Origin of the sequence: Legionella hackeliae (assembly GCF_000953655.1) — a bacterium.
In the GTDB taxonomy this organism is placed as follows: domain Bacteria; phylum Pseudomonadota; class Gammaproteobacteria; order Legionellales; family Legionellaceae; genus Tatlockia; species Tatlockia hackeliae.
The window spans coordinates 2,852,173-2,875,546 of sequence record NZ_LN681225.1 but is presented as its reverse complement, the minus strand read 5'-3'; the positions used below and the strand labels follow the sequence as shown (position 1 = coordinate 2,875,546).

Sequence of the window (23,374 nt, the reverse complement as noted above, 5' to 3'; positions counted from 1 at the left end):
AATATAGCATTTAATGTATCCACGAGTACCCAATTACCTACATCAAGGCATTGTTTAGGGAGCATAAAAGCTATGACTACTGCAAAGATTTCTCTGTATCAGGTCAAGCATATTCGGTCATGTGAACAATTAGCCATTACGGATTTAGGTTTATCTGAAGATGAGTTAATGGAGCGTGCGGGTCACAGTGCTTTTCGTACATTAACTAAACTTTACCCCTCTGTACGCAACATTGCTGTGTTTTGTGGTAGTGGTAACAATGCCGGTGACGGATATGTATTAGCACGTTTGGCTCAGGAAAAAGGCTACACAGTAGTTATTCATCAATATAAAACAGTAGAAGAATTACCTCCAGCGGCACGTCATGCTTCATTAACTGCAATTGCTGCTGGCGTTAACTGTCAACCACTGGAAGAAACAATTGATACCGAAGTGGAACTGATTGTTGATGCCTTATTAGGAATCGGTTTGGAAGGAAAAGTTAAGGGTCCTATAGTTACTGCAATTAATCAAATTAATGATTGTGGACTTCCGGTATTGGCTCTTGATATTCCATCCGGTTTGGATGCTGATACTGGCGCTGTATTGGGTGCTTGTGTCAAAGCAACGACAACAATGACGTTCATTGCCCGAAAATTAGGCTTAATGACTTTAGACGGACCGGATTATTGCGGCAAAATTGTTTGTGATAGTTTAGGACTGGAACATTGTTTATCATCGATCCAACCAGCGGTACAAGTATTGAATGAAAGCTTACGTAACACACTTTTGCCTCCTCGCCTAAAAAATTCCCATAAGGGTCATTATGGTCATGTATTAATCATCGGTGGCGGTCATGGTATGCCTGGCTCTGTCTTTTTAACTGCAAACGCGGCCTTGAGAGTTGGGGCGGGTCTGGTAACTATAGCAACGCGCCCAGAACATGCTGGCCATGTTTTACCTGCTCTACCTGAAGCTATGATTTATGGTATTGAAGAAGTCGACGAGGTGCTGCCTTTAATAAGTCGCGCAACAATTTGTGTAATTGGTCCAGGATTGGGTGAAGATGAGTGGGCTCATGCGTTATTTACAAAAGCCCTTACTTCTCAGTTGCCTATGGTGATTGATGCTTCTGCTCTACGTATTTTAGCGAACAATCGCCAACATGATGACAATTGGATATTGACACCACACCCTGGTGAAGCAGCTAGCCTCTTAAGCTGTTCCACTGCCGAAATCCAGAGAGATCGTTACAAAGCTATCAATGAACTTCAAGCCCAGTATGGGGGCAATGTTATTCTAAAAGGAGTTGGAACATTAATCACTACGCACGAATCAGAAACTTATTTGTGCGCAGCTGGAAATCCTGGAATGGCCAGTGCAGGTATGGGCGATGCTTTGAATGGAATTATCGCAGGATTATTCGCCCAGGGTTTATCACTTTCCGACGCAGCCAAATTAGGGGTATGGCTTCATGCTACTGCAGCAGATGCTGCTGCTATTGCAAAAGGCGAACGGGGTCTTTTAGCGAGTGATTTAATGCCGTATATACGTCAACAAGTAAATGCCGTGTCGACAATGGTGAGTGAATGACAACAATTGATGTAGTTCTTCCCGGTGAGTCAGATAGTGAAGTTCTTGCGGCAAAATTGGCGCAAGTACTTACTTCTCCCTTGGTTTTAAGCTTTAGTGGTGAAATTGGCGCCGGTAAAACAACGTTTATCAGAGCAATGCTTCGAGCCCTGGGTATAAAAACTGCGGTAAAAAGTCCTACGTTTTCATTGGTTGAAAGTTATCAATGCAAGGATTTTCAAGTCCATCATTTTGATCTCTATCGTATTCACGAGGAGTCTGAGCTAGAGTATATTGGCTTTAGAGATTATTTTCGCGAAGATTCTATATGTTGCATTGAATGGCCAGAGCATGCCAGGAATTTCTTGAATAAGGTTGATATGAATTTTTCATTTGTGATCCACGGGAGCGGGCGTTTGCTGACAATGAAAGCAGCAAGCCTCGTTGGGGAAAAACTGCTATCTTGTTTTGCGGGTAACCAATGATTATACGCCAGTTCGCATTTTGCTTATTGATGTTAAGCTGTTCAATGGTAATGGCTACTGCGAAGTTACTTTCTATCGACGTGAAGCAACAGGGGGCTAATCCCTCAGTGCTCTTTACACTGAATAAAGCAGTGTCACACAGGGTGTTTACTTTGACAAATCCAAATCGTGTTGTCATTGATTTTGATGATACAGAGCTGGCTTTGAATGTCAATCAAGTCAATCCCGGAAGCCAACTCATTAAATATATTCGTAGCGGTCGTCCAAATGCACACACTTTGCGTTTGGTTTTTGAGGTAAATCAGGTCGTAATGACGCAAACAAAACTTTTACAGCAGGCTGCCAATGCAAAGCATAGTTTTTCTCTAAATTTAACAACTAATGGAAATCTGGTTTCCCATGATTATAATCCAACACCCCATGGTTATAATCCAGTTCCCCATTATTATGATCCCCCCTCTTTGGCATCGGAAAAAAAGGGACAGAAGAAAGGGGCCACGGTAGCTAGAACGCCAGTTTCTATAAAGCATGCGCCCAGAAAAACATTACGAGATGTTATTGTAGTATTAGATCCAGGTCACGGAGGTAAAGATCCGGGAGCCAGTGGTCCAAGAAGAACAGCAGAAAAAAATGTGACGCTGGCTATTGCTCAAAAATTAAAACAAATTATTGATAGACAGCCTGGTATGAAGGCAGTTTTAACCCGTAATGGTGATTATTACATCGAATTACGTGAGCGTTTGAAAATTGCTAGAAAATACAATGGTGATATCTTTATATCGATTCACGCCGATGCCTTCATTAACCAACATTCAAGTGGCGCTTCCGTTTTTGCATTATCCCAATCGGGAGCTACCAGTGAAGCCGCAAGATGGCTTGCGGAGAAAGAAAACTATTCAGAGTTGGGTGGCGTTAATTTATCAGAGCTTGACGATCAAAGTGGTTTGGTGCGAACAGTATTGATTGATTTGTCCCAAACGGCAACCATTGGTGCTAGTCTCCACATGGGTGAGCGCGTACTACGAAATCTCGATAGAATTACGCGTTTACATAACCGTAAAGTGGAACAAGCACGATTTATGGTTTTAAAATCACCAGATATTCCTTCAATTTTAATTGAGACAGGTTTTATTTCTAATCCTCAAGAGGAACGTAACCTGACAAGCCCTGCCTATCAACAACGATTAACTCAAGCTATTTTTGAAGGATTAAAACGCTATTTTTGGGATTATCCACCTCATGGCACACGCATAGAGGCGTTGGCCGGAAATGGAAATATCCATCTGGTTCGACAAGGCGAATCATTACCGCAAATTGCAGCACGATATCATGTTTCCGTCGCTGTATTACAAGCAGCGAATCACTTGCCAGGAAGTGAAGTAAAAGCAGGGCAGCGACTTGTTATTCCTACTGTATGAGAATCCAGCAACTACCAACGGCTTTAGCCAATCAAATTGCAGCGGGTGAGGTCATCGAACGCCCTGCTTCAATTGTGAAAGAGTTATTAGAAAATTCTCTGGATGCCAAGGCTACCCTAATTAATATAGACATTGGCTATGGTGGATTGAATCAAGTCAAAATTAGCGATAATGGTACTGGTATCTTAGCGGATGATTTGCCCTTGGCAATTGCTCCACATGCTACCAGTAAGATAAGTAAGCTTAGTGATTTATATGCCATTATGAGCATGGGATTTCGCGGCGAAGCTTTAGCCAGCATAGCCTCAGTTTCACGCATGATAATTAGTTCGAAACCAGCGGAACAAACGCACGCAATGAAGCTAATTAGTGATGGACAGGGGATTGTTCTGGAGCCTTGTGCAAGAAATCAGGGTACAACAATTGATGTTCGCGACATTTTTTTTAATGCGCCTGTCAGGAAAAAATTTTTAAAAACTGAACGCAGCGAGTTTCAAGCAATAGAAACAGTGGTTAGACGTTTTGCTTTAAGTGCTCCTGAGATAACAATTAATTTAACGCACAATGACAAAAAGATTTTTAGCTTACCGGGTGCGCACTGTCATAAAAGCAGGTTGGCGCGTATTCGAAAAATATTAGGAAAAACATTTGTTGAGCAAGCATATTACATTGATGTAGAGCACGCCGGAATGCGCCTTTGTGGATGGATTGGAAGCGAAAGTTACCAGCGTAGCCAAAACGATAAGCAATGGATTTACATTAACATGCGGATGGTTAAGGACAAACTACTTAATCATGCAATTAAACAAGCGTATGAAGGTGTCCTTCATCCAGGACGCTATCCTTCATGCTTGTTGTATTTAACAATTTCAGCTGAACAAGTCGATGTTAACGTACATCCCACAAAGCATGAAGTACGTTTCCAGCAACCAAGATTGGTTCATGATTTCATTAGCACGCAAATTCAGTATGTTCTTCAAACGTCTAAAAAATCGGATCAATACCCAATATTAGAAGAAAAAAATATTGAGCAATTGCAGGTTAGCGAGCCCTCTCCCTATTTCAGTCCCTCTATCATAGGTAGTGCTATTAAAGAGGATATGAAAGACTGCAGATGGGTTGAGTTAAATAATCATTTCGCTGTAATTTTTTTACAAGAACACCCTTATTTGGTTGATATAGTTTACTTACAACGTCACTGGCTAAAAGCAATGCTATCGGAACTCAACTTACCTCTCGCAAGTCGTCCCTTATTAGTTCCGGTAAGTTACGAGGTGGATAAAATCCATCAGAAGCATTTTATGCAGATTAAAAGTCATTTAGAGCAAGTGGGTATAGAAATTAATCGGGTTGGAGAAAATGTTTTATTTATTAGAAGCTTACCCGTAGTACTTCCGCATCTGGATTTTAAACAATTCCTAAGTGCTATATTTAAAGAACATCAATTTACACAATTAAATCTAATGGAGTTATTGATTAAACATCAAATTTTTGATTTAAGTCATGCTTCACAAGCGGAAAAGGAAACGCTTATTGCCTATATGCATAGTTTGAGTGAAAGCAACGAACGTTATGTGTGGCGCAAACAATTGTCAGTTGAACTTTGTAGGGACTTATTAAATGACTAAGACAATTGTTTGTTTAATGGGACCGACTGCTTCCGGTAAAACAGCCTTGGCTTGTGAGCTGACTAAGACTTTTCCTTTTGAAATCATAAGCGTTGACTCTGCCATGATTTATAGAGAAATGAACATCGGAACGGCCAAACCCAGTGCAGAAGAGCTTCAACTTACTCCCCATTATTTGATTGATATTTTAGATCCAATCGAAAGTTATTCTGCGGCACAGTTCTGTGAGGATGTGGTTGAATTAATTGAGGAAATTTTCCAAAAAGGAAAATTTCCTTTATTAGTCGGTGGCACTATGATGTACTTTAATGCATTACAAAAGGGGTTGTCTGTGCTGCCTCAGGCTGATGAAGCAATTAGAATGGAATTGCTGCAGCAAGCCGAGCGTCACGGTTGGTCGTACCTGCATCAGCAGTTAGAAAAGGTAGATCCCTTATCAGCAAAACGAATTCATCCCAATGACACACAGCGCATTCAAAGAGCGTTGGAAGTTTATCAATTGACTGGTAAACCACTGTCATTTTTTTGGTCTGAGCAAAAAGGAGCAGTAAAATATCATTTTGTTAACCTGATATTATTTCCTGAGCACAGAGAATGGTTGCATGAGCGTATAGCCTTGCGATTTGAACACATGCTAAATAATGATCTTGTCGGAGAAGTAGCACAGCTTCTACAGAAATGGCAGCTACCCCCGACATGTCCATCCATGCGAAGTGTTGGCTATCGTCAGGTAATCAATTATCTGGCCGGAGATTATGATTTTGAAACCTTAAAACATAAAGGTATTGTTGCCACACGCCAATTGGCTAAGCGACAACTCACATGGTTACGATCGTGGTCTGATGGTATCTTTTTTAATTGTGAGGATATGACAACGACAGAACGTGAAATCATGGCGCTTATTAAGGAAATCATGGATAATAAAGGCTAAAATTTTTTAAGATTATGTGAGAGTTTCCAGAGGAATATGATGTCTGAGACCAAGAAAAAACCAGCGAGTACAAAAAAACATTACGTTGTTCATTCACGAGATCTGCCTTTAAGCTGTCCAACGGATGAAATGGAATTGTGGAATGCACATCCGAAAGTTTATTTACCCATTGAAAAAACTGGCTCTGAAATTTGCCCTTATTGCAGTGCGCATTTTGTTTTAAAAGATGATTAAATCAATCTGTGTCGTGCGTTTATCAGCATTAGGAGACGTACTAATGCTGGTTCCCTTAATCCGTACTTTACAAGCCAATTTTCCTAGTGCCACAATTACATGGGTCATTTCTCGTCCTGCCTATGATTTAGTGGAAGGAATGGAAGGTGTGGAATTTATTGTTATCAATAAACCGAATGCTATTAGAGATTACTGGCGATTTAAAAAGGAATTAAAAGCTCGCTCTTTTGACGTCCTATTAGCCGCTCAGGCAAGTTTTCGTGCCAACCTCTTGTACCCTTTAATTCGTGCTTCGCGAAAAATTGGTTATGACACCTATCGAGCTAAAGACGGTCATAAATGGTTTATTAATGAATCTATCAGCGCTGTAAATGGACATACCTTGGATGGTTTTTTACAGTTTGCTACGGCTTTAGGGGTTAAGCAACATGCAGTGCACTGGGATTTACCTATCACTGACGCTGATTATAACTGGGCTCGCCAGCATTTACCCACTGACGGCCCTATTCTTTTGGTCAATCCTGCGGCAAGTAAATTTGAAAGGAGTTGGACTGTTGATCGTTATATTGCGGTGATAAAAGAAGCCCAATCTCGTTGGCAGGCCCAAGTGGTCTTAACAGGAGGACCTGGTTTACTGGACAGAGAACTAGCCAATGAGATCATGAAAGACGTTCATTGCATAGACTTGGTGGGAAAGACTAAGCCTAAGCAACTCTTAGCGGTGATTAGCCAAGCAGATGTATTACTGTGTCCAGATACAGGACCGTCTCATATGGCAGCTGCAGTGGGGACACCAGTCATTGCACTACATGCTGTAACCAATTCCAAAATTTCAGGCCCATATACCTTCAGACATTTGGTAGTGGATTGCTATCCTGAAGCTGTCAAAACCATTCTTAAAAAGAATCATGCTGAGGATGTTTGGGGGGCGAAAGTTCATGGAACAGATGCGATGAAATTAATTCAGGTAGAGGCTGTATTGGCAAAACTAGAATCCGTAATGTCCAACCAGTCTCCAACGTCTCATAACTAGAACGTGAATTTGCAAATTATTAACAATTTTAAAGTTGCCATTCTCCTTATAGTAGATTATTTTTAAATCATAGATAGTATTTCTTGTCCGGCTAACAGGATTTTTCCAGGAGCTAGACTGTAGATGTGGTGAGCAAGCTTATTAAGTTAAGAAGCCTGAAGCATCTCAAGAGGCGTCCATTTTTGTATAATAGAACTGTGACAAGAATACTATCTACCTCTTACTCCTCTGAATCGATTAATAATCCAATAATTGTCTTATTCTATCAATGTATTGTTTTAGTGATCTTTGAGTCAGGATAAATTCTTTTAGCGGCGTGTTAATTTCAAAATATAAAATGTTGGCTAAAAAACCATAGCAACAGGCATCAATACTATGGATATTGTCTCCAAACAAAAAACGATTATTGCCAAGAATGGAATTAAGTACCGTTAAATTTTGTATACCGGCATGATAAATTTGGTCTTGTGAATATCTACCAATTCCTTGGTAGTAATATTTTTCGATATTATAATGTCTCCCATTTTCAAGCGCTTCTTTTGAAAATGAAGGAAATTTTTGCAAAAACTCTGCTTTAAACAAGGGCCAAAAACGCTCATCCTGCCAACGTGAATAGGACATTACCCAATACAAATGGTGATCGAGCATTCGGGTAATCAAAAAATGTAAATTTTTTTGTTCGGTAGTTAAGTCATTATCTATATCAATATCATATTTTTGGCACAGAAATTCAATAATGGTATTGCTGTCGGTAACAGTTTGCCCTTCATCGACGATATAGGGTAATTGGCCACGAGGGGCACTTTTTGTATCGACAACATGCTTAAGTTTATAAGGAATTTGGGTTAATCTTAGAAAAGTATCGACCTTTAAACCATAGGGATTATTATCTGGCACACCAAAAAGCTCAGGATAGGAATACAAAACAAGCATAAAAATTCCTTTTTTGTTTAGGTGATTGCATTAATCTTCATAAGCTTGTTTCAGTGTTTGGATATCAAGCTTGGTCATTTTAAGCAATGCTTTCATTGCCTTTTCCCTTTTTTCGGTGTTTGATGAGCTCATCATTTCTTCCAAAATAAGAGGAACAATCTGCCAGGAAACTCCGAACTTATCTTTAAGCCAACCACACTGCTCGCTTTCTTTATCGTGAGAGAGTCGCTCCCATAATGTATCAATTTCTTCCTGAGTATTGCAATTGACAAGAAACGAAATGGCAGGAGAAAAAGTAAAATAAGGTCCACCATTTAAAGCAACAAATTCCCGTTCTTTCAGTTGAAAACGAATTGTCATAATGGAATTTTTAGGTCTTCCCGAAACCTGAGAGCCTGCATCGCCATAATGACTAATCCCTAAAATTTTTGAATTTTTGAAGATCGAAGTATAAAAATTCACTGCTTCTTCGGCTTGGTCATTAAACCATAAATGAGGAATAATTTTCTGCATGGTCCCTCCTTGCATGATACCGTTATTACAACGAGAAACTAATATCCTATCTCTATTGTTGTTTTTAACTCTTAGAAATCTGCTTCTGGTATATTTAAATCGCTATTTCTTCATAGGCTAAATCAATGTTCTTATCTTTAATAGCTTAAACAGGCATATTACTCTCTACTATCCCATTTTGTTGTTTTGATGTACAATATGCAAAATTTATGACTTATTATTCGTGTGAATCATTCCACTTCTATAAAGACACTCCAATGGGTTAGTAGTCTCTACTTTTTTCAGAGTATTCCTTTTGTAGTTGTAAGCTTAATTAGCACGATAATTTATCAGCAATATAATCTAGGAAATGTCAGTATAGCCTTTTTTACTAGCTTATTGATGATTCCATGGGCTATCAAACCGTTGTTTGCGCCATTCTTAGAGCGATTTGCCAGCAAAAAAAATGTAACAATATTTGCGCAGTTTATATTATCGATACTATTTTTAGCATTAGCTATTAGTGTAACTAGCCCTCATTTTTTGATAGTGAGTTCATGTTGTTTTATCCTGTTGGCGTTTATTTCCTCGACACACGATATTGCCTCTGATGGAGTTTACCTCCTTAATTTAGATGAGGAAAAACAAAAACGCTATGTCGCAGCCCGCAGTTTCTTTTATCAAATGGGACGTTTATTTATAAAAGGTGTATTGTTAGTGGTGATAGGGCAAGTTGCGTTCCATTTTAGAATAAACGTGTGGCAGCTCTTTTTTCTAAGTCTTTTTATTATTGGCGTCTTACTCACTTTCTATCATTCACTAAAATTGCCAGAAAAAGAGCAAGCCCAAGCCACGTCAGCTCATTACGGAGCAATCTTTAAGGAGATAGGGTCGCATGAGGAATTGTACGTGCCTCTGTTGTACATTTTTCTCTATAATTTTATGGATGGTCAATTGCAAAAAATTATTCCTTTATTTCTGCTGGATAAAACTGGTTTGGGTCTTAATTTATCTCAGGTTGGAGAAATTTATGGGATCTATGGAAGTGCGGCATTAATTTCTGGGGTTTTTATTTCAGGCTTTCTACTCACTCGTTTTTCACTCGCTCAATGTCTACGATGTTTGACTCCGTTGTTATTTTTAAGTCCCCTATTATTTTTATTATTAGCCTGGGGAAGAACTAATGAATTATTACTGTATACGGTCTTGATGGGCTATCAATTTATTTTAGGCATTACAAATGGTGCATATATGGGCTATTTGCTCCGACTTGCCAACAAAAGCATGTATCCAATGTCTATGTACACTGTGTGTACTTCAATTATGGCGTTGAGTTATGTTTTTTGGGGAGCAATAAGTGGAATGTTGGAGCAATATTTAGGGTATTCCACATTTTTTACCTATGTGCTAGCCATAAATTGTCTCTTAATTATTATGACTTATCGGATAGTGACTAAAGATGTTTGACTTGTTAGAGCAGTTAGAGCAGAAACTTATAGAGGCAAGGACTCTTAAAGAGTGTGATGAGGTGTTGGAGAACTATTTAAAAACTAAAAGTATAACCATGTTTTCGTTTACTTATTATGCCTATCATCCACACTCTGCCAATAAATTAAAATATGAGATGTGTTCGCAAAATTTTAAAGTCTGGCACCGACATTATTTGGAAGAGCACTATAACGATATTGATAGTACGCTGAATTTTGTCTACACCACTCATTTACCCATCTACTGGAACTTAAAGCAACAATTGGTGCAGGCTAAAAGTGAAGCAGAGCGACGAATGCGTTTGGATTCAATTTCCTTTGGTGTAGAAGCGGGTTTATCAATTCCTATCCATGGTCCTAAAAATAATTTTGCTATTTTATTGTTGGTGCAAATGCAAAAGGAAGAGTGCAGATTAAAGGATGCCAAATTGCAATATGAGTTTTTTATTGCCGCCCATCAATACTATCATCACATACAACCTCATCTTTTGAATGAAGTCAGTGAGGAAGCTACTTTCAATCTAACACCGCGTGAGATTCAATGCTTATTATTAATCGCGAAAGATTATTCGGTTAAACAAATGTCTCAAGCTTTGGAGTTAACTGAAAGAACTATTAATTTTCATATTCAGAAAATTAATAAAAAATTAGGTACCAAAAATAAATATCAATCTCTTGCCAAGGCTCTTCAACACCAATTGCTCATCTTATAGAAATTAATGCCCATGCGTGGCTTGATCATGAGAGCTGACCCTCATTGAGCATGGACCCCGCGGACAAGCCGTGGGGCGTAGGTTATAAAAAAATCATCTGAAGGATATAACTCTTACAAGAACTCTTGTAAAAGAGTAGTATTCATGCCCAACGTCCAGCGGACAAGCCGTGGGGCGTAGGGTTATAAAAAAACATCTGAAAGATATAACTTTTACATGAAGAACTCTTGTAAGAGAGTAGTATCATGCCCAACGTCCCGCGGCTTGTCCGTGGGATCCAACCCTCGCTTCTAGTGCCATGATTCTGTGGCCACAATCGTTGCTTGCTCGCCCCCTGTCAAAAATGACAGTGGTTAAATATGATTCTTAAAAAATAAAATTTAAGCACTTTATTCTGTGAGAGATCATTATGAACACGTTTAAAAATCTTCTGCTGGGTTTCATTACATTGTTATCCCCTTTGGCGAGTCAGGCCGCATTAACACTCTATACAACCAGTTGGTCTATGTATGGCGAAAATGCCTATGAATATGACGGGGCCTACAAAAATGGGCGACCTTATGGTCAGTTAGCCTATGTTTCCAATCCAGACATGGTTGCTCAATTTAATAAAGCAGATGTAGTGGCTTGGTCGTTTTTACAAGTATGGAATAATCATGATCCAAGTCAGGCCCAATACCAAATTCCTGCTGCCTGGAATGGTTTGATGCATTTTGATGATTTATGGGGAGAGCTTCCTTTGGAGGGTTCTTGGATTGCGTCGTTACCACCAGAAACCAAAGATTTTTTAACGTTTTGTCAAATAAGTCCTGGCGCCTGTGCTGCAGTGCAAACCAATGGAAATACCGGGCAAAAAGAATTGTTTGTTTACACCGATCAAAAAGGGGTAGGGCAGCTTAATAGTTTTGGTGCTTTTATCAATTCAAATAAATATAAAGCGAAACGCATCATTGCTGTGGGTGGGGCAAATACCCCAGAGAATAAAGGGGTCAGTACAGCAACCTTTGCAGCAATTTTTGCCAATCAAGAGAAATTTCTAAATCAATTTAAAACATGGATGGATCATTTTAAGAATTTAAAAGGTATTGATTATGATTTTGAGCCTCCCATTGATTTACAAACCGGGGGACAGTTACCGGCTGATGAAAAGACCATAAGTGACTATAAACATCTTTTCGATCTCGTCAAAGCAAGCCGCAATAAATTAGGGAAAGACGCGTATATCTCAGTGACTATTACTGTAAATAAAGAATATCTTGAAAAAATAAATCAATCCGTGGAAGGGGGCTGGTTTAAGCAAATCGCCAATTATGCGGATAGTGTTAATTTAATGACCTATGATTTGCATGGCCCTTGGAGTCAAAGCAGCGATCCCTATACCGCAGTCCATACCTATTTAGTACAGCCTCAAACCAGTCGGAAGGATGAGTTTGGGATAGGCTACGCTACTGATCTCATTACTGCACAAGTTTTGGGTTATGGTATGCCTAAAGAAAAACTGCAGATAGGTATTGCTGCCTATGGACGAGGTTTTTCCGGTGTTCAACCAGGAGAGGACAGTAATTACCCGGGGTTTGAGCAACCGTGGACAGGGGCCAGTCATTTTCCCGCGATCTACAGCAAACAAGACGGTATGTTACCTTATAGTTCTGTGGATAAACTGGTTAATGAATTAAACTATACAATTTATCATATTCAAGCCACTAATGACGAGAATCAGCCATTTATTACGGGTTCGTATCTTTATCATGCTGGAACCCAACAATTTATCGGCTATGAGTCTCCAGAGGTTGTTAAGGAGGTCTGTGAGTTTATTAAGGAAAAACAATTAAAAGGGGCAATTATGTGGAGTGCTGATACAGATCTCCCCGTTTCTAACAGTAAGAGCCTGGTTGCAACCTATAAAAATTCTTGTAACTAAATAGATTGGGAGTGGCAGAGTTTTCTGCCATTCTTATGTTACAACTAATAATCGTTTTAAAATTTGACGGACCACAAATTAGTTTCTATTCAATGACTCCTTATGGATGGAGAGATAGCGTGACAGGGAAGAAAGAGTATTTTAGTGAACAGTTTAATCGTTGGCGTTTGGGTGAAGCGAAGAAGGAAGAAGCCGTTTTGCTCACGGTACTTGAAATTAGCAGTTATTTTGAGACTGGAATTGAAATAGAGCAAATTAAAAAAGATTTTTGCGATACGACCTCATCCAGATACAAAGAATTAGATTGTTTTAAGAAGCGAGAATTGGGTGCTCTAGTATACTGCAAATTTGTTGCACAAGATTATTTACAATCGGTAGACCAGGAAGAAAAAGAACTCCTTGAGTCCATCATAAAAAATATTGAAGGTCTTTATTTACAAAATCGTACTGACACTCAAAAAAAATTAAATTCCCTGACTCAGAATTGCAATATTTGGCTGGATAATTATACAAAAGACAAAGAAGATCCCGCTCAAATAAAAGCCTTATGTAGCTCCCTCTATTTGCTTCTGAAAATATTAGAAATTTTTTTACAAAGCCTTAGCTCCTGGAGTAAGAAATTAGCAGGGTCATTTGTTGATATAGATGCATTAATTAAGGAAATAGGATGTTTGCTGATAAAGACAGAAGTAAAATTTAATCAAATAAAATTACTAAATTCCGCGAAGAATTTATCACCAGTTCCAAAAAACCTGGCAGAATTATTTGATAAATCTTATCTACAGTTGCTTGAAACTAACCCGGTAAATACTCCTGATGCACTGTTAGGAAAAGTATTCTCATTAGAAAATATGGTGTCGCATACTAATAGATTAGGTGCAGTGCTTAAGAAAAGAATGGAAATAAAATCAAGATTGCAAAATGCCCAATCATTATTAATTGCTTTGGAGAACAATGCGCATCGTGCTCTAGGCAGAAAGTATTTTCTTGAATTTATTGAAAAGCATGACAAACATTTTAATGAGTTAATGGAGCATCTTGATAGTGAGGTCAGAGAGATGTTCTTAGAGAGGATTGAGCAATTAAAAAATCCTAATGGATCTCAAAAAATTATTTCGTCAGTTCAATATGGAGCAAGCTGGGCTACTGCCCTACCTACTTCAGCATTACGTCTCGCACTTCCACAAAATTGGCAAGATACTGTCAGTAGTGTTGTTCCAGCAACCTGGGATAGTCAATGCAAAGATCAATTGAAAGGGATAATTGTCGGTGTGTCAAAAGATTTAAAGCAGGATTTAACAGAGGTGGAAAAAGAGGTTACATCATTTAATGATAAGTTCGCTGTGGATAAAACGTCATATGAGCAATTTGTTAAGGAAATTTCTGCTGAGGTTATCGAGACAGTCAGCGTTTCTAGTAACGCACTCTTGCAGAGTATTCAGAGGTATAAAAATTTACTGACATTTGTTTTTGATACGCAAGAAAAATTAAAAGAAATTAAATCACTGGATAATAAAGTCAGCGAATTTTTATACCTCTATGATGGCTTTTGGGTAAAAATTTCTAATTTTTTTGCAAGATTCTGCGCTTTTTTCAAGACTGAAGCGGCTCAGTTAGTCGATAAAGCAAGAGAAATTCAAAATGAATTACGGAGTTTAGAAAAAAAACATCATGATGTTTTCGAAAGAGTATACGAAGAGTACATTAAAGAGCAAGGTACACTTCACCCCCAATTGCAAGCATGCTTCACAAAAAATGCTAAAGCAATTATCAACACCATTGAAATTGATACAAAAGAAACGTTAGCCAATAAAACTATTCATCAATCCTCTGTCGTTATAAACAAAGGATTCTTTAGTGTGAAAAAAAAATCAACGGCTTTGGATAATATACAATGGAATGAACTTAAGACTGAAAGTTTCATGGTTCACTAGAATTAACATGGCATAAGGAAGTAATGTTTTTTGTCCAATTTGTTAATATTTGGTTAATGTTCTTCGGTCATAATAAGAGTCACTTTTTATTTGTGGTGATTTCAATGTCTCTTACTGCTCAACAAATTATTGATTGCCGTAGTAAACCGCTTTCTCAGTCTGAAACGGCTTTTTTTATCGATTGTTTTGCGTCTAAAAAAGATAAACAAGCAGAAAGAGACGAAAAACTTAAAAGTTCTCCGTATTACCAGGAATTATTTGAGACATTTCAATCTCAATTATTAGAGATTGCTGGCATACAATGTGATATTGTCACCCAAAAGGCACATGCGTTAACGCGACATTTTCTTAAAAGAAAGCTTGGGTTAATTATTCCTCCGCCGCGAAATCACTCACCTGAACAGTTGTTTGACCCTCATCATCATTTCAACTCTATCTATGTTCAGCAGCATCCCACACTGCGCTATTTATTACCTGATTTTGGCAAGATATATGTTGCATTGAGAAGTAAAGATAAGCCCTTTGAGATAGAAAACGCAGCGATTCATGAAGATGAAATTAAAGATGTCCAACACCTTGCTAATCCTCCTCGTGCAGTAAAAGATAAGAATAAAACTCAAAAATTTTTTCGAACTGCAGGTTATGTTCGTGGAGGACACCACAGAGCAATTCAAGCTACTTCGACTTCCGTGGATTATTGTGGCATAGAACAGGGTTTTGATAGTAAAGATATTGATAGCTACCTTAGCTTGGCTAAGAATGCTCGCGTTATTCGCTTTCATATGGGTGAAACAATTATACCTGAACAAGGTAAAAGAAATGTTAAAAAGCTATTGACTCATTTAGGAGCAAAATCAGGTCTAGAGGATAAGACAATTCGAATTGGCCATGGCACGCATATGAGCATTGAGAGCATGATAAAATGCGCGCAAAAGGGATACTTCATTGAATGTTGTTTATCAAGTAATAAAGAGACTGGTGTCATTGAAAAAAGACATGATTATCCCCTTGCTGTCATGCTACTTCTTGGGGTTAAAGTCGTTTTAGGTACGGATGGCGGGGAAATTTATTACACAGATTTAAGAAAAGAATATGGCCATGCTGAAGAAATTTTGGCTCGCGTTCAGTTCAAAATCTTAAATAATTCACAGGATACAATGAGTCTCCCAAATGGTGATCGGTTAAAATTCAAACACATTAAGCATTTGTACAATGAAGTTATTTTTGAAGATGAACATCTGATAACTTATGCTGATCTGGGCAAGATATCAGGTATTCAGGATATTTTGAATTTAGGCACCTTATTTACCAATATGAATGACCTGAAGGCAAAAATAGCGACTCCGACAGAAAAATCTGTCCCTGCGGTTCTTAAGGAAAAAATTGCAGATTTAAAAAAGGAAAATTTGACAAAGATGGTCGAACAATTAATTCAAAATATCAGTGAAGGACAAGGTACACGTTGGACGTCTGCGCCATCCTCTACAAAGGTAACTGCACTTAAAGAACTTAAAGTGGAACTTGAAGCCACTAGTGACTGGGATTCTGAGATACAAGCGTATTATATTAATGAAGTTCGAAATATTTGCCAGAGGAAACGCCATGTTCTTCATTTTTGGGCAATACCGGAAAGTGTTTTTGAATTCGAATCCATGTTAACGATGGAAGACAGTACGAAATGTTTAAAATTGCAAGGTTAACCCATTAATAAGGGATTTTTTTGGAACCACTTTTTTTTTCTGCAGGTATAGTTGCTCTAGCTGAGTTTGGTGATAAAACTCAATTGCTCGCTTTTATCTTGGCCACTCGATTTAAACGCCCAATTCCAATTATCTTGGCAATTTTAGCTGCGACATTAGTAAATCATTCTCTCGCGGGTGCATTAGGAGTATGGATAACTTCTGTTTTGGGCCCAGAATATCAGCGCTGGTTGTTAGGATTGTCATTTCTTGCTATGGCTATCTGGATAGTTATTCCAGATAAGCTTGAAAATGATACTACAAGGATAGTCCCGAATTTAGGTGTGTTTGCAGCCACATGGATTAGCTTTTTTTTAGCAGAAATGGGTGATAAAACCCAATTAGCAACGATTGCATTGACTGCCCATTACCAGGCCCCCTTTATGGTTATCATTGGAACAACGTTAGGAATGCTAATTGCCGACGTGCCTGCAGTTTTTCTTGGAGACAAGCTGGCAGAAAAACTGCCCATGACTATTATTCGCATTAGCGCCGCAAGCTTATTTCTATTAATAGCCATTTTAACATTAATTCGGTTTGATAAATTCCTGTTTAGCTAACTGTAATTTCATGAGCATGATATCCCTTTAAAATAGACAGTGCTTCGTCAGCTTGCTTTTTAGAGGTTACTGTAATCCAAAGCACAAAGCCTACAACCCATCCAAAGTCATCTTCCAGGAAATGTTCTTTCTTCGGTGGATTTCTACTTTCTTTAATAATATCTGGATCAACATAAGATTTACCGTATTTTTCAGCGATTTTTGTTGGTGAACCTTGAACGTTGATATCGTGACGAGCAACAGTTTTCTCAGTCAATTTAGTAATTATCTCTTCCAGCACGCTTTCACTGCTGACAATAGCGCTTATCGTTTGATTAGGTAAATTGGTCATGGCACCTCTCCTTTTCACCTAGACTAGTAGTCATTTTTCTATTATTTGCCATTTCTCTGTCAGTTCTATCGAAAGGCTTTATACTTAAATTATAGTAAATGGACATTTAAGCTCGGGAGTTAGCATGGACAACTATACGGTGGAACGCATGAATGAGGCTGATGTCGATTATGCCATAGAATGGGCAGCCAAAGAAGGATGGAACCCAGGATTGCAGGATGCAGCGTGTTTTTACCAGACGGATCCACATGGATTTTTTGTGGGGAAATTAGACGGAAAAATCATCGCTATGGGTTCAGCCGTTGTCTATGATGAACATTTTGCTTTTTGTGGTTTTTATATTGTTGACAAGGAGTTCCGCGGAAAGGGTTATGGATTAGCATTAACCAAAGTTCGTCTAGAGTATGTTGGTGCTCGCAATGCAGGAATAGACGGTGTCGTGAATATGGTGGATAAGTATGCGCGACTTGGTTATCGAATTGCACATAATAATGGACGTTATGTAGGTCTTGCCCCTTTGCACGGTAAACAAAATAATCCTGCTATTGTTCCTTTGACAACATTTGATTTTACCCAACTACTTGAATATGACAGGCTACACTTTCCTGCCTTACGTGAAGCATTTTTAAAATGCTGGATTAATCAATCCGAAGGAGCCAGTCTTGGATATGTTAGCTCTGGCAGACTTGTAGGTTATGGTGTCATGAGAGCTTGTCGCAGTGGATTTAAAATAGGTCCTTTATTTGCTGACTCCCCAGCCATTGCTGAAGAATTATTTTTAAATTTGCTTCAATATGCGAAGGGTAAAGAATTTTATTTGGATATTCCTGAAAATAACCCTCACGCCAAAGCTCTGGTCGAACGCCATCAACTTCGAAAAGTATTTGAAACGGCACGCATGTACTTAAAAGGTGAACCTCATTTACCTATTGAACAAATTTATGGCATCACTACCTTTGAATTAGGATAAATTATGCAGCGGCAACTTGTTGGTTATGGACCCCATTCTCTGCAAATATTTTGGCCTAATCATGCCAAAATAGCAGTGAATTTTGTCTTAAATTACGAAGAAGGCGCTGAGCTGACTCCACTCAATGGCGATAAAGTTTCTGAAGAGTATGGGGGCGAATTTCCTTTCGCTAAAAAGCAAGAGGGTATGCGTAATCTAAGTATGGAGTCTTTGTTTGAGTACGGTAGTCGCACGGGTTTATGGCGTTTAATCCGTTTATTTGACGCAGAGAATATTCCTTTAACCTTTTTTATTACAGGTTTTGCATTAACGTTAAATTCTGAGTTAGCTCTCTATCTTAAGTCGTCACCTCATGAGCTTGCTGGACATGGATGGCGATGGATAGATTATGCACTCATTCCAAAAGAGGAAGAGAAAAATCATATTTTGCAATGTCGCAATACAATAGAGCACTTAACAGGAAACGCTGTTTCGGGCTGGTATACGGGACGACGCAGTGAGAATACAAGAGACCTATTGCTTGAAATCGGTGGCTTTATGTATGACTCAGACAGTTATGCAGACGATTTACCTTATTTTGAAGGTAATCACTTGATTATTCCCTACACCTTGGATTGTAATGATTTTCGTTTCGGTACTTCCCCTGGCTTTAGTCATGGTGAGGCCTTTTTTATGCATCTAAAAAATACCTTCGATTATCTTTATGCAGAACAACGCACGGCAATGATGACGGTTGCTTTACATGCTCGAATGAGTGGTCATCCTGGCCGCTGCATGGCTGTTAAACAATTTATTACTTATCTAAAGCAATTTCCTGATGTGTGGATAACGCGCCGTATTGATATTGCTAATTATTGGCTTAATTTATTTGCAGAATAAAGTCCCGATTGTATCGGGACTTGCGCTTTTAGTTAGTTTTCCACCAAGTCCATATTTGCTGTCAATTGCTCATGAGCTTTACTGTCTATGAGAACACGTTGTGAAAGCTGCAAAAGAATGATGCTAAGAGGCAAAATTAGAATGATGTCTAAGGGGAATTGCAAACCTCCTATTCCTCCAAAAGAGCCTACATAGGAGACACCGAGCATGGAGATCATATAGAAAGCAAACCAATAAAGGCTTGGACTACAGTCTGTTAAACGTCGCTTTTGATAAATAAGATTAATAATAAAACCCAGGAAAAGCGCTAAATTTAATTTCCATAAAATATCAAAACCACACCAATACAACATTAAATTACAAACATAAAACGCGATATGGCAAAAGAACATGCCTGCCCAAAGTTTAAAGGGACGCTCTCGATTAGGCTGCAGTTGACGCATAGCTAATAAACAAATCGGACCAATTCCATAGGATAAGATGCTGCAAGATGAAAGGAAGGCCACCATTTTTTGCCAACCTGGGAAAGGAAGGAAAGAAAGAATCCCCACCAAAAGATTAGCATACAGAGTAATGTAAGGAATTTTATGCCTGTTTAATTTTAAAAAGAATTTAGGCAAATGTTTATTTAACGCCATGCCATAAAGAATACGTGAAGTTGCAGCGGTATAAACCAGGGTGGTGCCAAAAGGGGAGAAGGCTGCATCAAACATCAATAGCATGGCAACAAAGCCTAATCCTACCAGCAAGGTTAATCCCACCAAAGGACCACTATCACCAGGAAAGCTTAATTGTTGCCAACCATGCGTCAGATAGGATTGGGGAATGGCAGCTAAAAAACTGAGCTGCAGCATAAAATAAAGTACAAACCCTACCAGGACAGCGCCAAGGATAGCGATTGGGATATTGCGTTGTGGATTTTGTACTTCACCTGCTAACATCAAACCATTTTGAAAACCTGTGAACGCAAAAGCCACGCCACCTGCCGAAAGTGCTGTAAAAATCTGCACCCAAGCCTCTTTAGTGGTCAAGTTTAAACTAATATTGCTCATTGAGGAGGTGCTGGAAAGCAGTGCAACAATAGCAATGCTGGGCACTAAGAATTTAATAATACTTGCAAATTTATTACACTCTGCCAGCAATTTGATGCCGTAAGAGTTCAGTAATACCACAAACAGCATAATTCCCATGGCCACAACATAGCCAATTCCGGATAAGGTAAATGCGGAGGCATCTTTAACAATTAATGTTGGAAAAAAATGACTGGAATATTGCAAAATGGCTTGAATTTCAATGGGTGTCATGACCACATAAGATAGCCAGGATGTCCAGGCAAACAGAAAGCCAACATCATTCCCATGCGTAAAGCTAGGATAATTGGTCATGCCTCCAGAAATAGGAAACATTGCTCCAAGCTCGCATAAAGGTAAAGCGATAAAGAGCATGAATAAAGCAGCAATAATCCAACTAATGAGTGCATTGCTGCCGGCCATTTGTGCGCTGATAAAGGGACTAAATAGCCAACCTGAGCCAATCATGCCACCTGCAGCTGCAATTAATACATTTGTTCGAGAAATATCACGTTTGAGCATGGCTTTTCCTTGTGGCGAATGCACTGAAAAAATAATTATACACACTTTGAAAATAGTTTTGCGACAATTTAAAAGGGATTCAGTTTTTTATGCCAAGATCTACAATAATCGCTTTCTTCCTGTTAATCAGCTGCATTAATTTGGATTCATGGGCTGATGAATTTAATAAATCAAATTTCCCAGGGATTTTGAAAGTTGAAGGAGCGATTTATAAGGCTGCAGTCAAAAAGGGATTAAATGAATCAGATATTTCTATCAGTTGGCAAAAAATGCCTACAGACGAATATAAAGCCATTATTAAATGTATCAATGCGAATAAATGCGGTGATACCTTCATAGAAATTTTTATTTCCGCCTGAATAGCTGGAAGCAGTCAATATCCATCTACTACTGCTCTGGAAAAAATTGAAAACAATCTATTTAATAATACTTCGTTGAGAGGAAATAAGGGGCTTGGAATAACCAATAAATCGGAGCCTGATTAAACTCTATGTATTGCTTTACCACTTTCGCAAAGACGGGAGATAGAAGAACAGTAGATGGGCATCTACTGTTCTATGGGCAAAACGGCTCAGGGCATTAATTGCCACTACTGTCACTATTACTACCGCCTGATGAAGAGTCACTTGAAGCGCGTAGGAAACCATTCAGCTGCATAGTGCGTGAATTTTGTAGTAATAAAATACTATTCGTTAACAAAATTCGCTCTTCTTGTTGTCGGTTAAGGTACAATTGATAGTTGATCTCGGCAAGTAGAACGGCAATTTCTTTTTGTACTGTTGCTGCTGAAGCATTGTCAAGACCAGATAGCCACTGAGTATTTCCTTGCTGAGTGGTGTTTTGATTGGGATCAAACAGTCTCCAGGTTGCCATGGTGTATTCACTTAAAGCTTGGCTAGTTGGAGGAACATTTTCTTTACCAGGAATGACAATAGGTTGTTGCATTCTTTTTGATAAAATATAGTAGAGATTGCTAATACCTACAGAGGTTTGCGCCGCATAAACTCTTAGATTTATGAGATAGCTTGCCAAAGCAGAACCTGCCTGGAATCTTGATATAAGAGTGCCGCTCGAATTCGTATACTGTTGATATAATTTGTCATAAAAACTACGTGTTGCTAAAGGAATGGGCGCCACCATAGCACTTGCGTAGCGAATGAAATTGTTGGCTTGCTGGGCTGAGGTTTGAGCTGTCAATGGGCCTGTGAGCTGAAAGTCTTGTGGTGGAGAAATTGCTGCAGTAAGTGGTGTGGCTTGTTGGATAGTATTCTCTAATGAATACATAAGAGGAGCAATCAGACTATTGCTGTTTAGCTGTGTGATGGCAGGTAGATTAAAGGCCCCTTTAAAAAAATCATTGGTGCCAGGTAATATGCCACCAAGAACATTTAGCATAACCTGGTTTTCATTTTTTACACCAGCAGGATAAGTACATCCAACCCAATTTTTAGAAGCATTGTCCAGACAATAGGAATAATCAGGTGTCATCAGCATGTTAGCAATGGATTGACTTACAGGATCTTTCTGGAACGTTAATGAATCCGTATTGCTGGTACTTGTTGTACCTGGTTGATCAATTAAGGCTGAAACAGATACATTATTGGAAGGATTGTCGAAGCTGGAAGATACAAAGGTGCTATTCCCGGAATTATTAAGTACAGCCATAGTGTTGTTAGTAGGAACGAAGAAAGGTAAGGAGTTTTCTTGTCCAGTGTTTTGTGTAAGACCTGCCATGTTTACAGGAAGTGCTCCGTACAAGGATTTCACTGTAGGCAGCAATACGTTCTGGAGAGCATTAGTGGTGACTTGAAGCAAGACCTCATTGACTTGGGATGAGGGGGCATCTTTTAAGTTATAACCGAGGTATTTTCCTAAATTAAGTAAATATTCGGAGATTTCATTCATGGTGTCAGTTATCGGATCCAAGGGGTTGACACTACCTACGGATGCGAAACCGGGTGACGCTGATGTAGCCAAAAACAAAACACTGGATAAGGCAACGCGACGACTAAGTACTTTCATTTATTCTTCCCCTTCAAGAGCACGAGCCACAAGTTTTAAACGATACTCAGAAAAAACGCGAGCGAGCAAGCGCAGCCGCTCAAAAACAATATTTCGTTTCAGAAAAAAGCCAGCGGGATCATGGCTGCCTGTGCTGGTTTCTTCTGCGTGAATTAAAATTCGAGATGCACTACCCGGATGAACAGTGTCAATTGCTTGCAAAAGACGCAGGCCTCTCCCTGATTTAATATTACCTACTATACGAATGAAAATATCTTCCTGAGCGAGGGTGCTCATATCGATTTTTTCTATGTCATCTAATTCTCTACCAAGACGGTTTATTGTTTCTTCCAACTCTGGATTTCCATCAAGAGTCCAGTCCTCTACACTTTCCATAAATGTAATAACCCGATAAATCATCGGGTCAACGTATTCAAACCAGTATCTAGAGGATTCTTCATGACTAAGATCGGGCATTTTTTACTCTTTTTTTACGGTATAACTTCGTTGATGGACTGCGATTAATCTAACTACTATAGTAT

At 38.8% G+C, this 23,374-nt stretch carries 22 protein-coding genes; 16 read left to right on the top strand and 6 right to left on the bottom strand.

The window, feature by feature from the left end; translation table 11 throughout:
• The first annotated feature begins 72 nt into the window (after positions 1-72).
• The 7 genes from LHA_RS12685 to LHA_RS12655 are packed head-to-tail and all read left to right on the top strand — an operon-like array spanning position 73 to position 7,280.
• Positions 73-1,572: a bifunctional ADP-dependent NAD(P)H-hydrate dehydratase/NAD(P)H-hydrate epimerase gene (locus tag LHA_RS12685; protein ID WP_045106868.1), complete on the top strand. Its 1,500-nt coding sequence runs from the start codon at positions 73-75 to the stop codon at positions 1,570-1,572.
• The gene (gene tsaE / locus LHA_RS12680) at positions 1,569-2,036 is read left to right on the top strand and encodes a tRNA (adenosine(37)-N6)-threonylcarbamoyltransferase complex ATPase subunit type 1 TsaE (RefSeq protein WP_045106867.1); all 468 of its coding nucleotides are present in this window, start codon (positions 1,569-1,571) and stop codon (positions 2,034-2,036) included. The genes LHA_RS12685 and tsaE overlap by 4 nt, the downstream gene beginning before the upstream one ends.
• Positions 2,033-3,454, top strand: coding sequence for an N-acetylmuramoyl-L-alanine amidase (locus LHA_RS12675; protein WP_045106866.1), 1,422 nt, complete (start codon positions 2,033-2,035; stop codon positions 3,452-3,454). Before tsaE ends, LHA_RS12675 begins: the two co-directional genes overlap by 4 nt.
• Positions 3,451-5,082, top strand: coding sequence for a DNA mismatch repair endonuclease MutL (gene mutL, locus LHA_RS12670; RefSeq protein WP_045106865.1), 1,632 nt, complete (start codon positions 3,451-3,453; stop codon positions 5,080-5,082). Before LHA_RS12675 ends, mutL begins: the two co-directional genes overlap by 4 nt.
• The gene (miaA, locus tag LHA_RS12665; protein ID WP_045106864.1) at positions 5,075-6,013 is read left to right on the top strand and encodes a tRNA (adenosine(37)-N6)-dimethylallyltransferase MiaA; all 939 of its coding nucleotides are present in this window, start codon (positions 5,075-5,077) and stop codon (positions 6,011-6,013) included. The genes mutL and miaA overlap by 8 nt, the downstream gene beginning before the upstream one ends.
• 39 nt (positions 6,014-6,052) lie before the next feature.
• Positions 6,053-6,247: a zinc-finger domain-containing protein gene (locus LHA_RS12660; protein ID WP_045106863.1), complete on the top strand. Its 195-nt coding sequence runs from the start codon at positions 6,053-6,055 to the stop codon at positions 6,245-6,247.
• Positions 6,240-7,280 (top strand): glycosyltransferase family 9 protein, encoded by a 1,041-nt coding sequence (locus LHA_RS12655; protein WP_045106862.1) that lies wholly within the window; start codon positions 6,240-6,242, stop codon positions 7,278-7,280. The genes LHA_RS12660 and LHA_RS12655 overlap by 8 nt, the downstream gene beginning before the upstream one ends.
• Before the next feature lie 237 nt (positions 7,281-7,517).
• Here LHA_RS12655 and LHA_RS12650 read toward each other — a convergent pair whose 3' ends face one another.
• Positions 7,518-8,213 carry a glutathione S-transferase family protein gene (locus tag LHA_RS12650; RefSeq protein ID WP_045106861.1) on the bottom strand — a complete coding sequence of 232 codons (696 nt, stop codon included), beginning with the start codon at positions 8,211-8,213 and terminating at the stop codon, positions 7,518-7,520.
• Between the two features lie 30 nt (positions 8,214-8,243).
• Positions 8,244-8,726 (bottom strand): VOC family protein, encoded by a 483-nt coding sequence (locus LHA_RS12645; RefSeq protein WP_045106860.1) that lies wholly within the window; start codon positions 8,724-8,726, stop codon positions 8,244-8,246.
• Positions 8,727-8,951: 225 nt separating this feature from the next.
• On the opposite strand from LHA_RS12645, the gene LHA_RS12640 reads away from it, so the two are divergent.
• From LHA_RS12640 to LHA_RS12615, 6 genes are all read left to right on the top strand, one after another.
• Positions 8,952-10,172 carry an MFS transporter gene (locus LHA_RS12640; protein WP_045106859.1) on the top strand — a complete coding sequence of 407 codons (1,221 nt, stop codon included), beginning with the start codon at positions 8,952-8,954 and terminating at the stop codon, positions 10,170-10,172.
• Positions 10,165-10,905, top strand: coding sequence for a helix-turn-helix transcriptional regulator (locus LHA_RS12635; RefSeq protein WP_045106858.1), 741 nt, complete (start codon positions 10,165-10,167; stop codon positions 10,903-10,905). Before LHA_RS12640 ends, LHA_RS12635 begins: the two co-directional genes overlap by 8 nt.
• A 409-nt stretch (positions 10,906-11,314) precedes the next feature.
• Positions 11,315-12,826, top strand: a complete 1,512-nt coding sequence (locus LHA_RS12630; RefSeq protein WP_045106857.1) for a glycosyl hydrolase family 18 protein — start codon at positions 11,315-11,317, stop codon at positions 12,824-12,826.
• Between the two features lie 35 nt (positions 12,827-12,861).
• On the top strand, positions 12,862-14,760 hold the full coding sequence (locus tag LHA_RS12625) for a hypothetical protein (RefSeq protein WP_231861924.1): 1,899 nt from the start codon (positions 12,862-12,864) through the stop codon (positions 14,758-14,760).
• A gap of 104 nt (positions 14,761-14,864) precedes the next feature.
• Positions 14,865-16,460: an amidohydrolase family protein gene (locus LHA_RS12620; RefSeq protein WP_158644249.1), complete on the top strand. Its 1,596-nt coding sequence runs from the start codon at positions 14,865-14,867 to the stop codon at positions 16,458-16,460.
• A gap of 20 nt (positions 16,461-16,480) precedes the next feature.
• Positions 16,481-17,059 (top strand): TMEM165/GDT1 family protein, encoded by a 579-nt coding sequence (locus tag LHA_RS12615; protein ID WP_045106854.1) that lies wholly within the window; start codon positions 16,481-16,483, stop codon positions 17,057-17,059.
• On the opposite strand, the gene LHA_RS12610 is transcribed toward LHA_RS12615, so the two are convergent.
• Complete coding sequence (locus tag LHA_RS12610; protein WP_045106853.1) at positions 17,052-17,390, bottom strand: hypothetical protein; 339 nt, start codon at positions 17,388-17,390, stop codon at positions 17,052-17,054. The two genes, LHA_RS12615 and LHA_RS12610, sit on opposite strands and share 8 nt — an antisense overlap.
• A 124-nt stretch (positions 17,391-17,514) precedes the next feature.
• Here LHA_RS12610 and LHA_RS12605 point away from each other — a divergent pair, with 124 nt between their 5' ends.
• Positions 17,515-18,360 (top strand): GNAT family N-acetyltransferase, encoded by an 846-nt coding sequence (locus LHA_RS12605; protein ID WP_045106852.1) that lies wholly within the window; start codon positions 17,515-17,517, stop codon positions 18,358-18,360.
• Between the two features lie 3 nt (positions 18,361-18,363).
• Positions 18,364-19,239, top strand: coding sequence for a polysaccharide deacetylase family protein (locus LHA_RS12600; RefSeq protein ID WP_045106851.1), 876 nt, complete (start codon positions 18,364-18,366; stop codon positions 19,237-19,239).
• 32 nt (positions 19,240-19,271) lie between these two features.
• On the opposite strand, the gene LHA_RS12595 is transcribed toward LHA_RS12600, so the two are convergent.
• Positions 19,272-20,831, bottom strand: a complete 1,560-nt coding sequence (locus LHA_RS12595) for an APC family permease (RefSeq protein WP_045106850.1) — start codon at positions 20,829-20,831, stop codon at positions 19,272-19,274.
• 89 nt (positions 20,832-20,920) lie between these two features.
• Between LHA_RS12595 and LHA_RS12590 the strand changes: the two genes are divergently transcribed.
• Positions 20,921-21,190, top strand: coding sequence for a hypothetical protein (locus LHA_RS12590; protein WP_045106849.1), 270 nt, complete (start codon positions 20,921-20,923; stop codon positions 21,188-21,190).
• Positions 21,191-21,410: 220 nt separating this feature from the next.
• Here the strand turns inward: LHA_RS12590 and icmX are convergent, their stop codons facing one another.
• A complete protein-coding gene (gene icmX / locus LHA_RS12585; RefSeq protein ID WP_045106848.1) occupies positions 21,411-22,853 on the bottom strand; it encodes a type IVB secretion system protein IcmX in 1,443 nt (480 codons plus the stop codon).
• Positions 22,854-23,309: a type IVB secretion system protein IcmW gene (gene icmW / locus LHA_RS12580; RefSeq protein WP_045106847.1), complete on the bottom strand. Its 456-nt coding sequence runs from the start codon at positions 23,307-23,309 to the stop codon at positions 22,854-22,856.
• Between the last annotated feature and the right edge of the window lie 65 nt (positions 23,310-23,374).

Excerpts from the sequence above, each read along its gene's own strand:
- LHA_RS12685 (WP_045106868.1), top strand. The coding sequence starts at position 73 with ATGACTACTGCAAAGATTTCTCTGTATCAGGTCAAGCATATTCGGTCA.
- tsaE (WP_045106867.1), top strand. The coding sequence starts at position 1,569 with ATGACAACAATTGATGTAGTTCTTCCCGGTGAGTCAGATAGTGAAGTT.
- LHA_RS12675 (WP_045106866.1), top strand. The coding sequence starts at position 2,033 with ATGATTATACGCCAGTTCGCATTTTGCTTATTGATGTTAAGCTGTTCA.
- mutL (WP_045106865.1), top strand. The coding sequence starts at position 3,451 with ATGAGAATCCAGCAACTACCAACGGCTTTAGCCAATCAAATTGCAGCG.
- miaA (WP_045106864.1), top strand. The coding sequence starts at position 5,075 with ATGACTAAGACAATTGTTTGTTTAATGGGACCGACTGCTTCCGGTAAA.
- LHA_RS12660 (WP_045106863.1), top strand. The coding sequence starts at position 6,053 with ATGTCTGAGACCAAGAAAAAACCAGCGAGTACAAAAAAACATTACGTT.
- LHA_RS12655 (WP_045106862.1), top strand. The coding sequence starts at position 6,240 with ATGATTAAATCAATCTGTGTCGTGCGTTTATCAGCATTAGGAGACGTA.
- LHA_RS12650 (WP_045106861.1), bottom strand. The coding sequence starts at position 8,213 with ATGCTTGTTTTGTATTCCTATCCTGAGCTTTTTGGTGTGCCAGATAAT.
- LHA_RS12645 (WP_045106860.1), bottom strand. The coding sequence starts at position 8,726 with ATGCAGAAAATTATTCCTCATTTATGGTTTAATGACCAAGCCGAAGAA.
- LHA_RS12635 (WP_045106858.1), top strand. The coding sequence starts at position 10,165 with ATGTTTGACTTGTTAGAGCAGTTAGAGCAGAAACTTATAGAGGCAAGG.
- LHA_RS12630 (WP_045106857.1), top strand. The coding sequence starts at position 11,315 with ATGAACACGTTTAAAAATCTTCTGCTGGGTTTCATTACATTGTTATCC.
- LHA_RS12625 (WP_231861924.1), top strand. The coding sequence starts at position 12,862 with ATGTTACAACTAATAATCGTTTTAAAATTTGACGGACCACAAATTAGT.
- LHA_RS12620 (WP_158644249.1), top strand. The coding sequence starts at position 14,865 with ATGTCTCTTACTGCTCAACAAATTATTGATTGCCGTAGTAAACCGCTT.
- LHA_RS12610 (WP_045106853.1), bottom strand. The coding sequence starts at position 17,390 with ATGACCAATTTACCTAATCAAACGATAAGCGCTATTGTCAGCAGTGAA.
- LHA_RS12605 (WP_045106852.1), top strand. The coding sequence starts at position 17,515 with ATGGACAACTATACGGTGGAACGCATGAATGAGGCTGATGTCGATTAT.
- LHA_RS12600 (WP_045106851.1), top strand. The coding sequence starts at position 18,364 with ATGCAGCGGCAACTTGTTGGTTATGGACCCCATTCTCTGCAAATATTT.
- LHA_RS12595 (WP_045106850.1), bottom strand. The coding sequence starts at position 20,831 with ATGCTCAAACGTGATATTTCTCGAACAAATGTATTAATTGCAGCTGCA.
- LHA_RS12590 (WP_045106849.1), top strand. The coding sequence starts at position 20,921 with ATGCCAAGATCTACAATAATCGCTTTCTTCCTGTTAATCAGCTGCATT.
- icmX (WP_045106848.1), bottom strand. The coding sequence starts at position 22,853 with ATGAAAGTACTTAGTCGTCGCGTTGCCTTATCCAGTGTTTTGTTTTTG.
- icmW (WP_045106847.1), bottom strand. The coding sequence starts at position 23,309 with ATGCCCGATCTTAGTCATGAAGAATCCTCTAGATACTGGTTTGAATAC.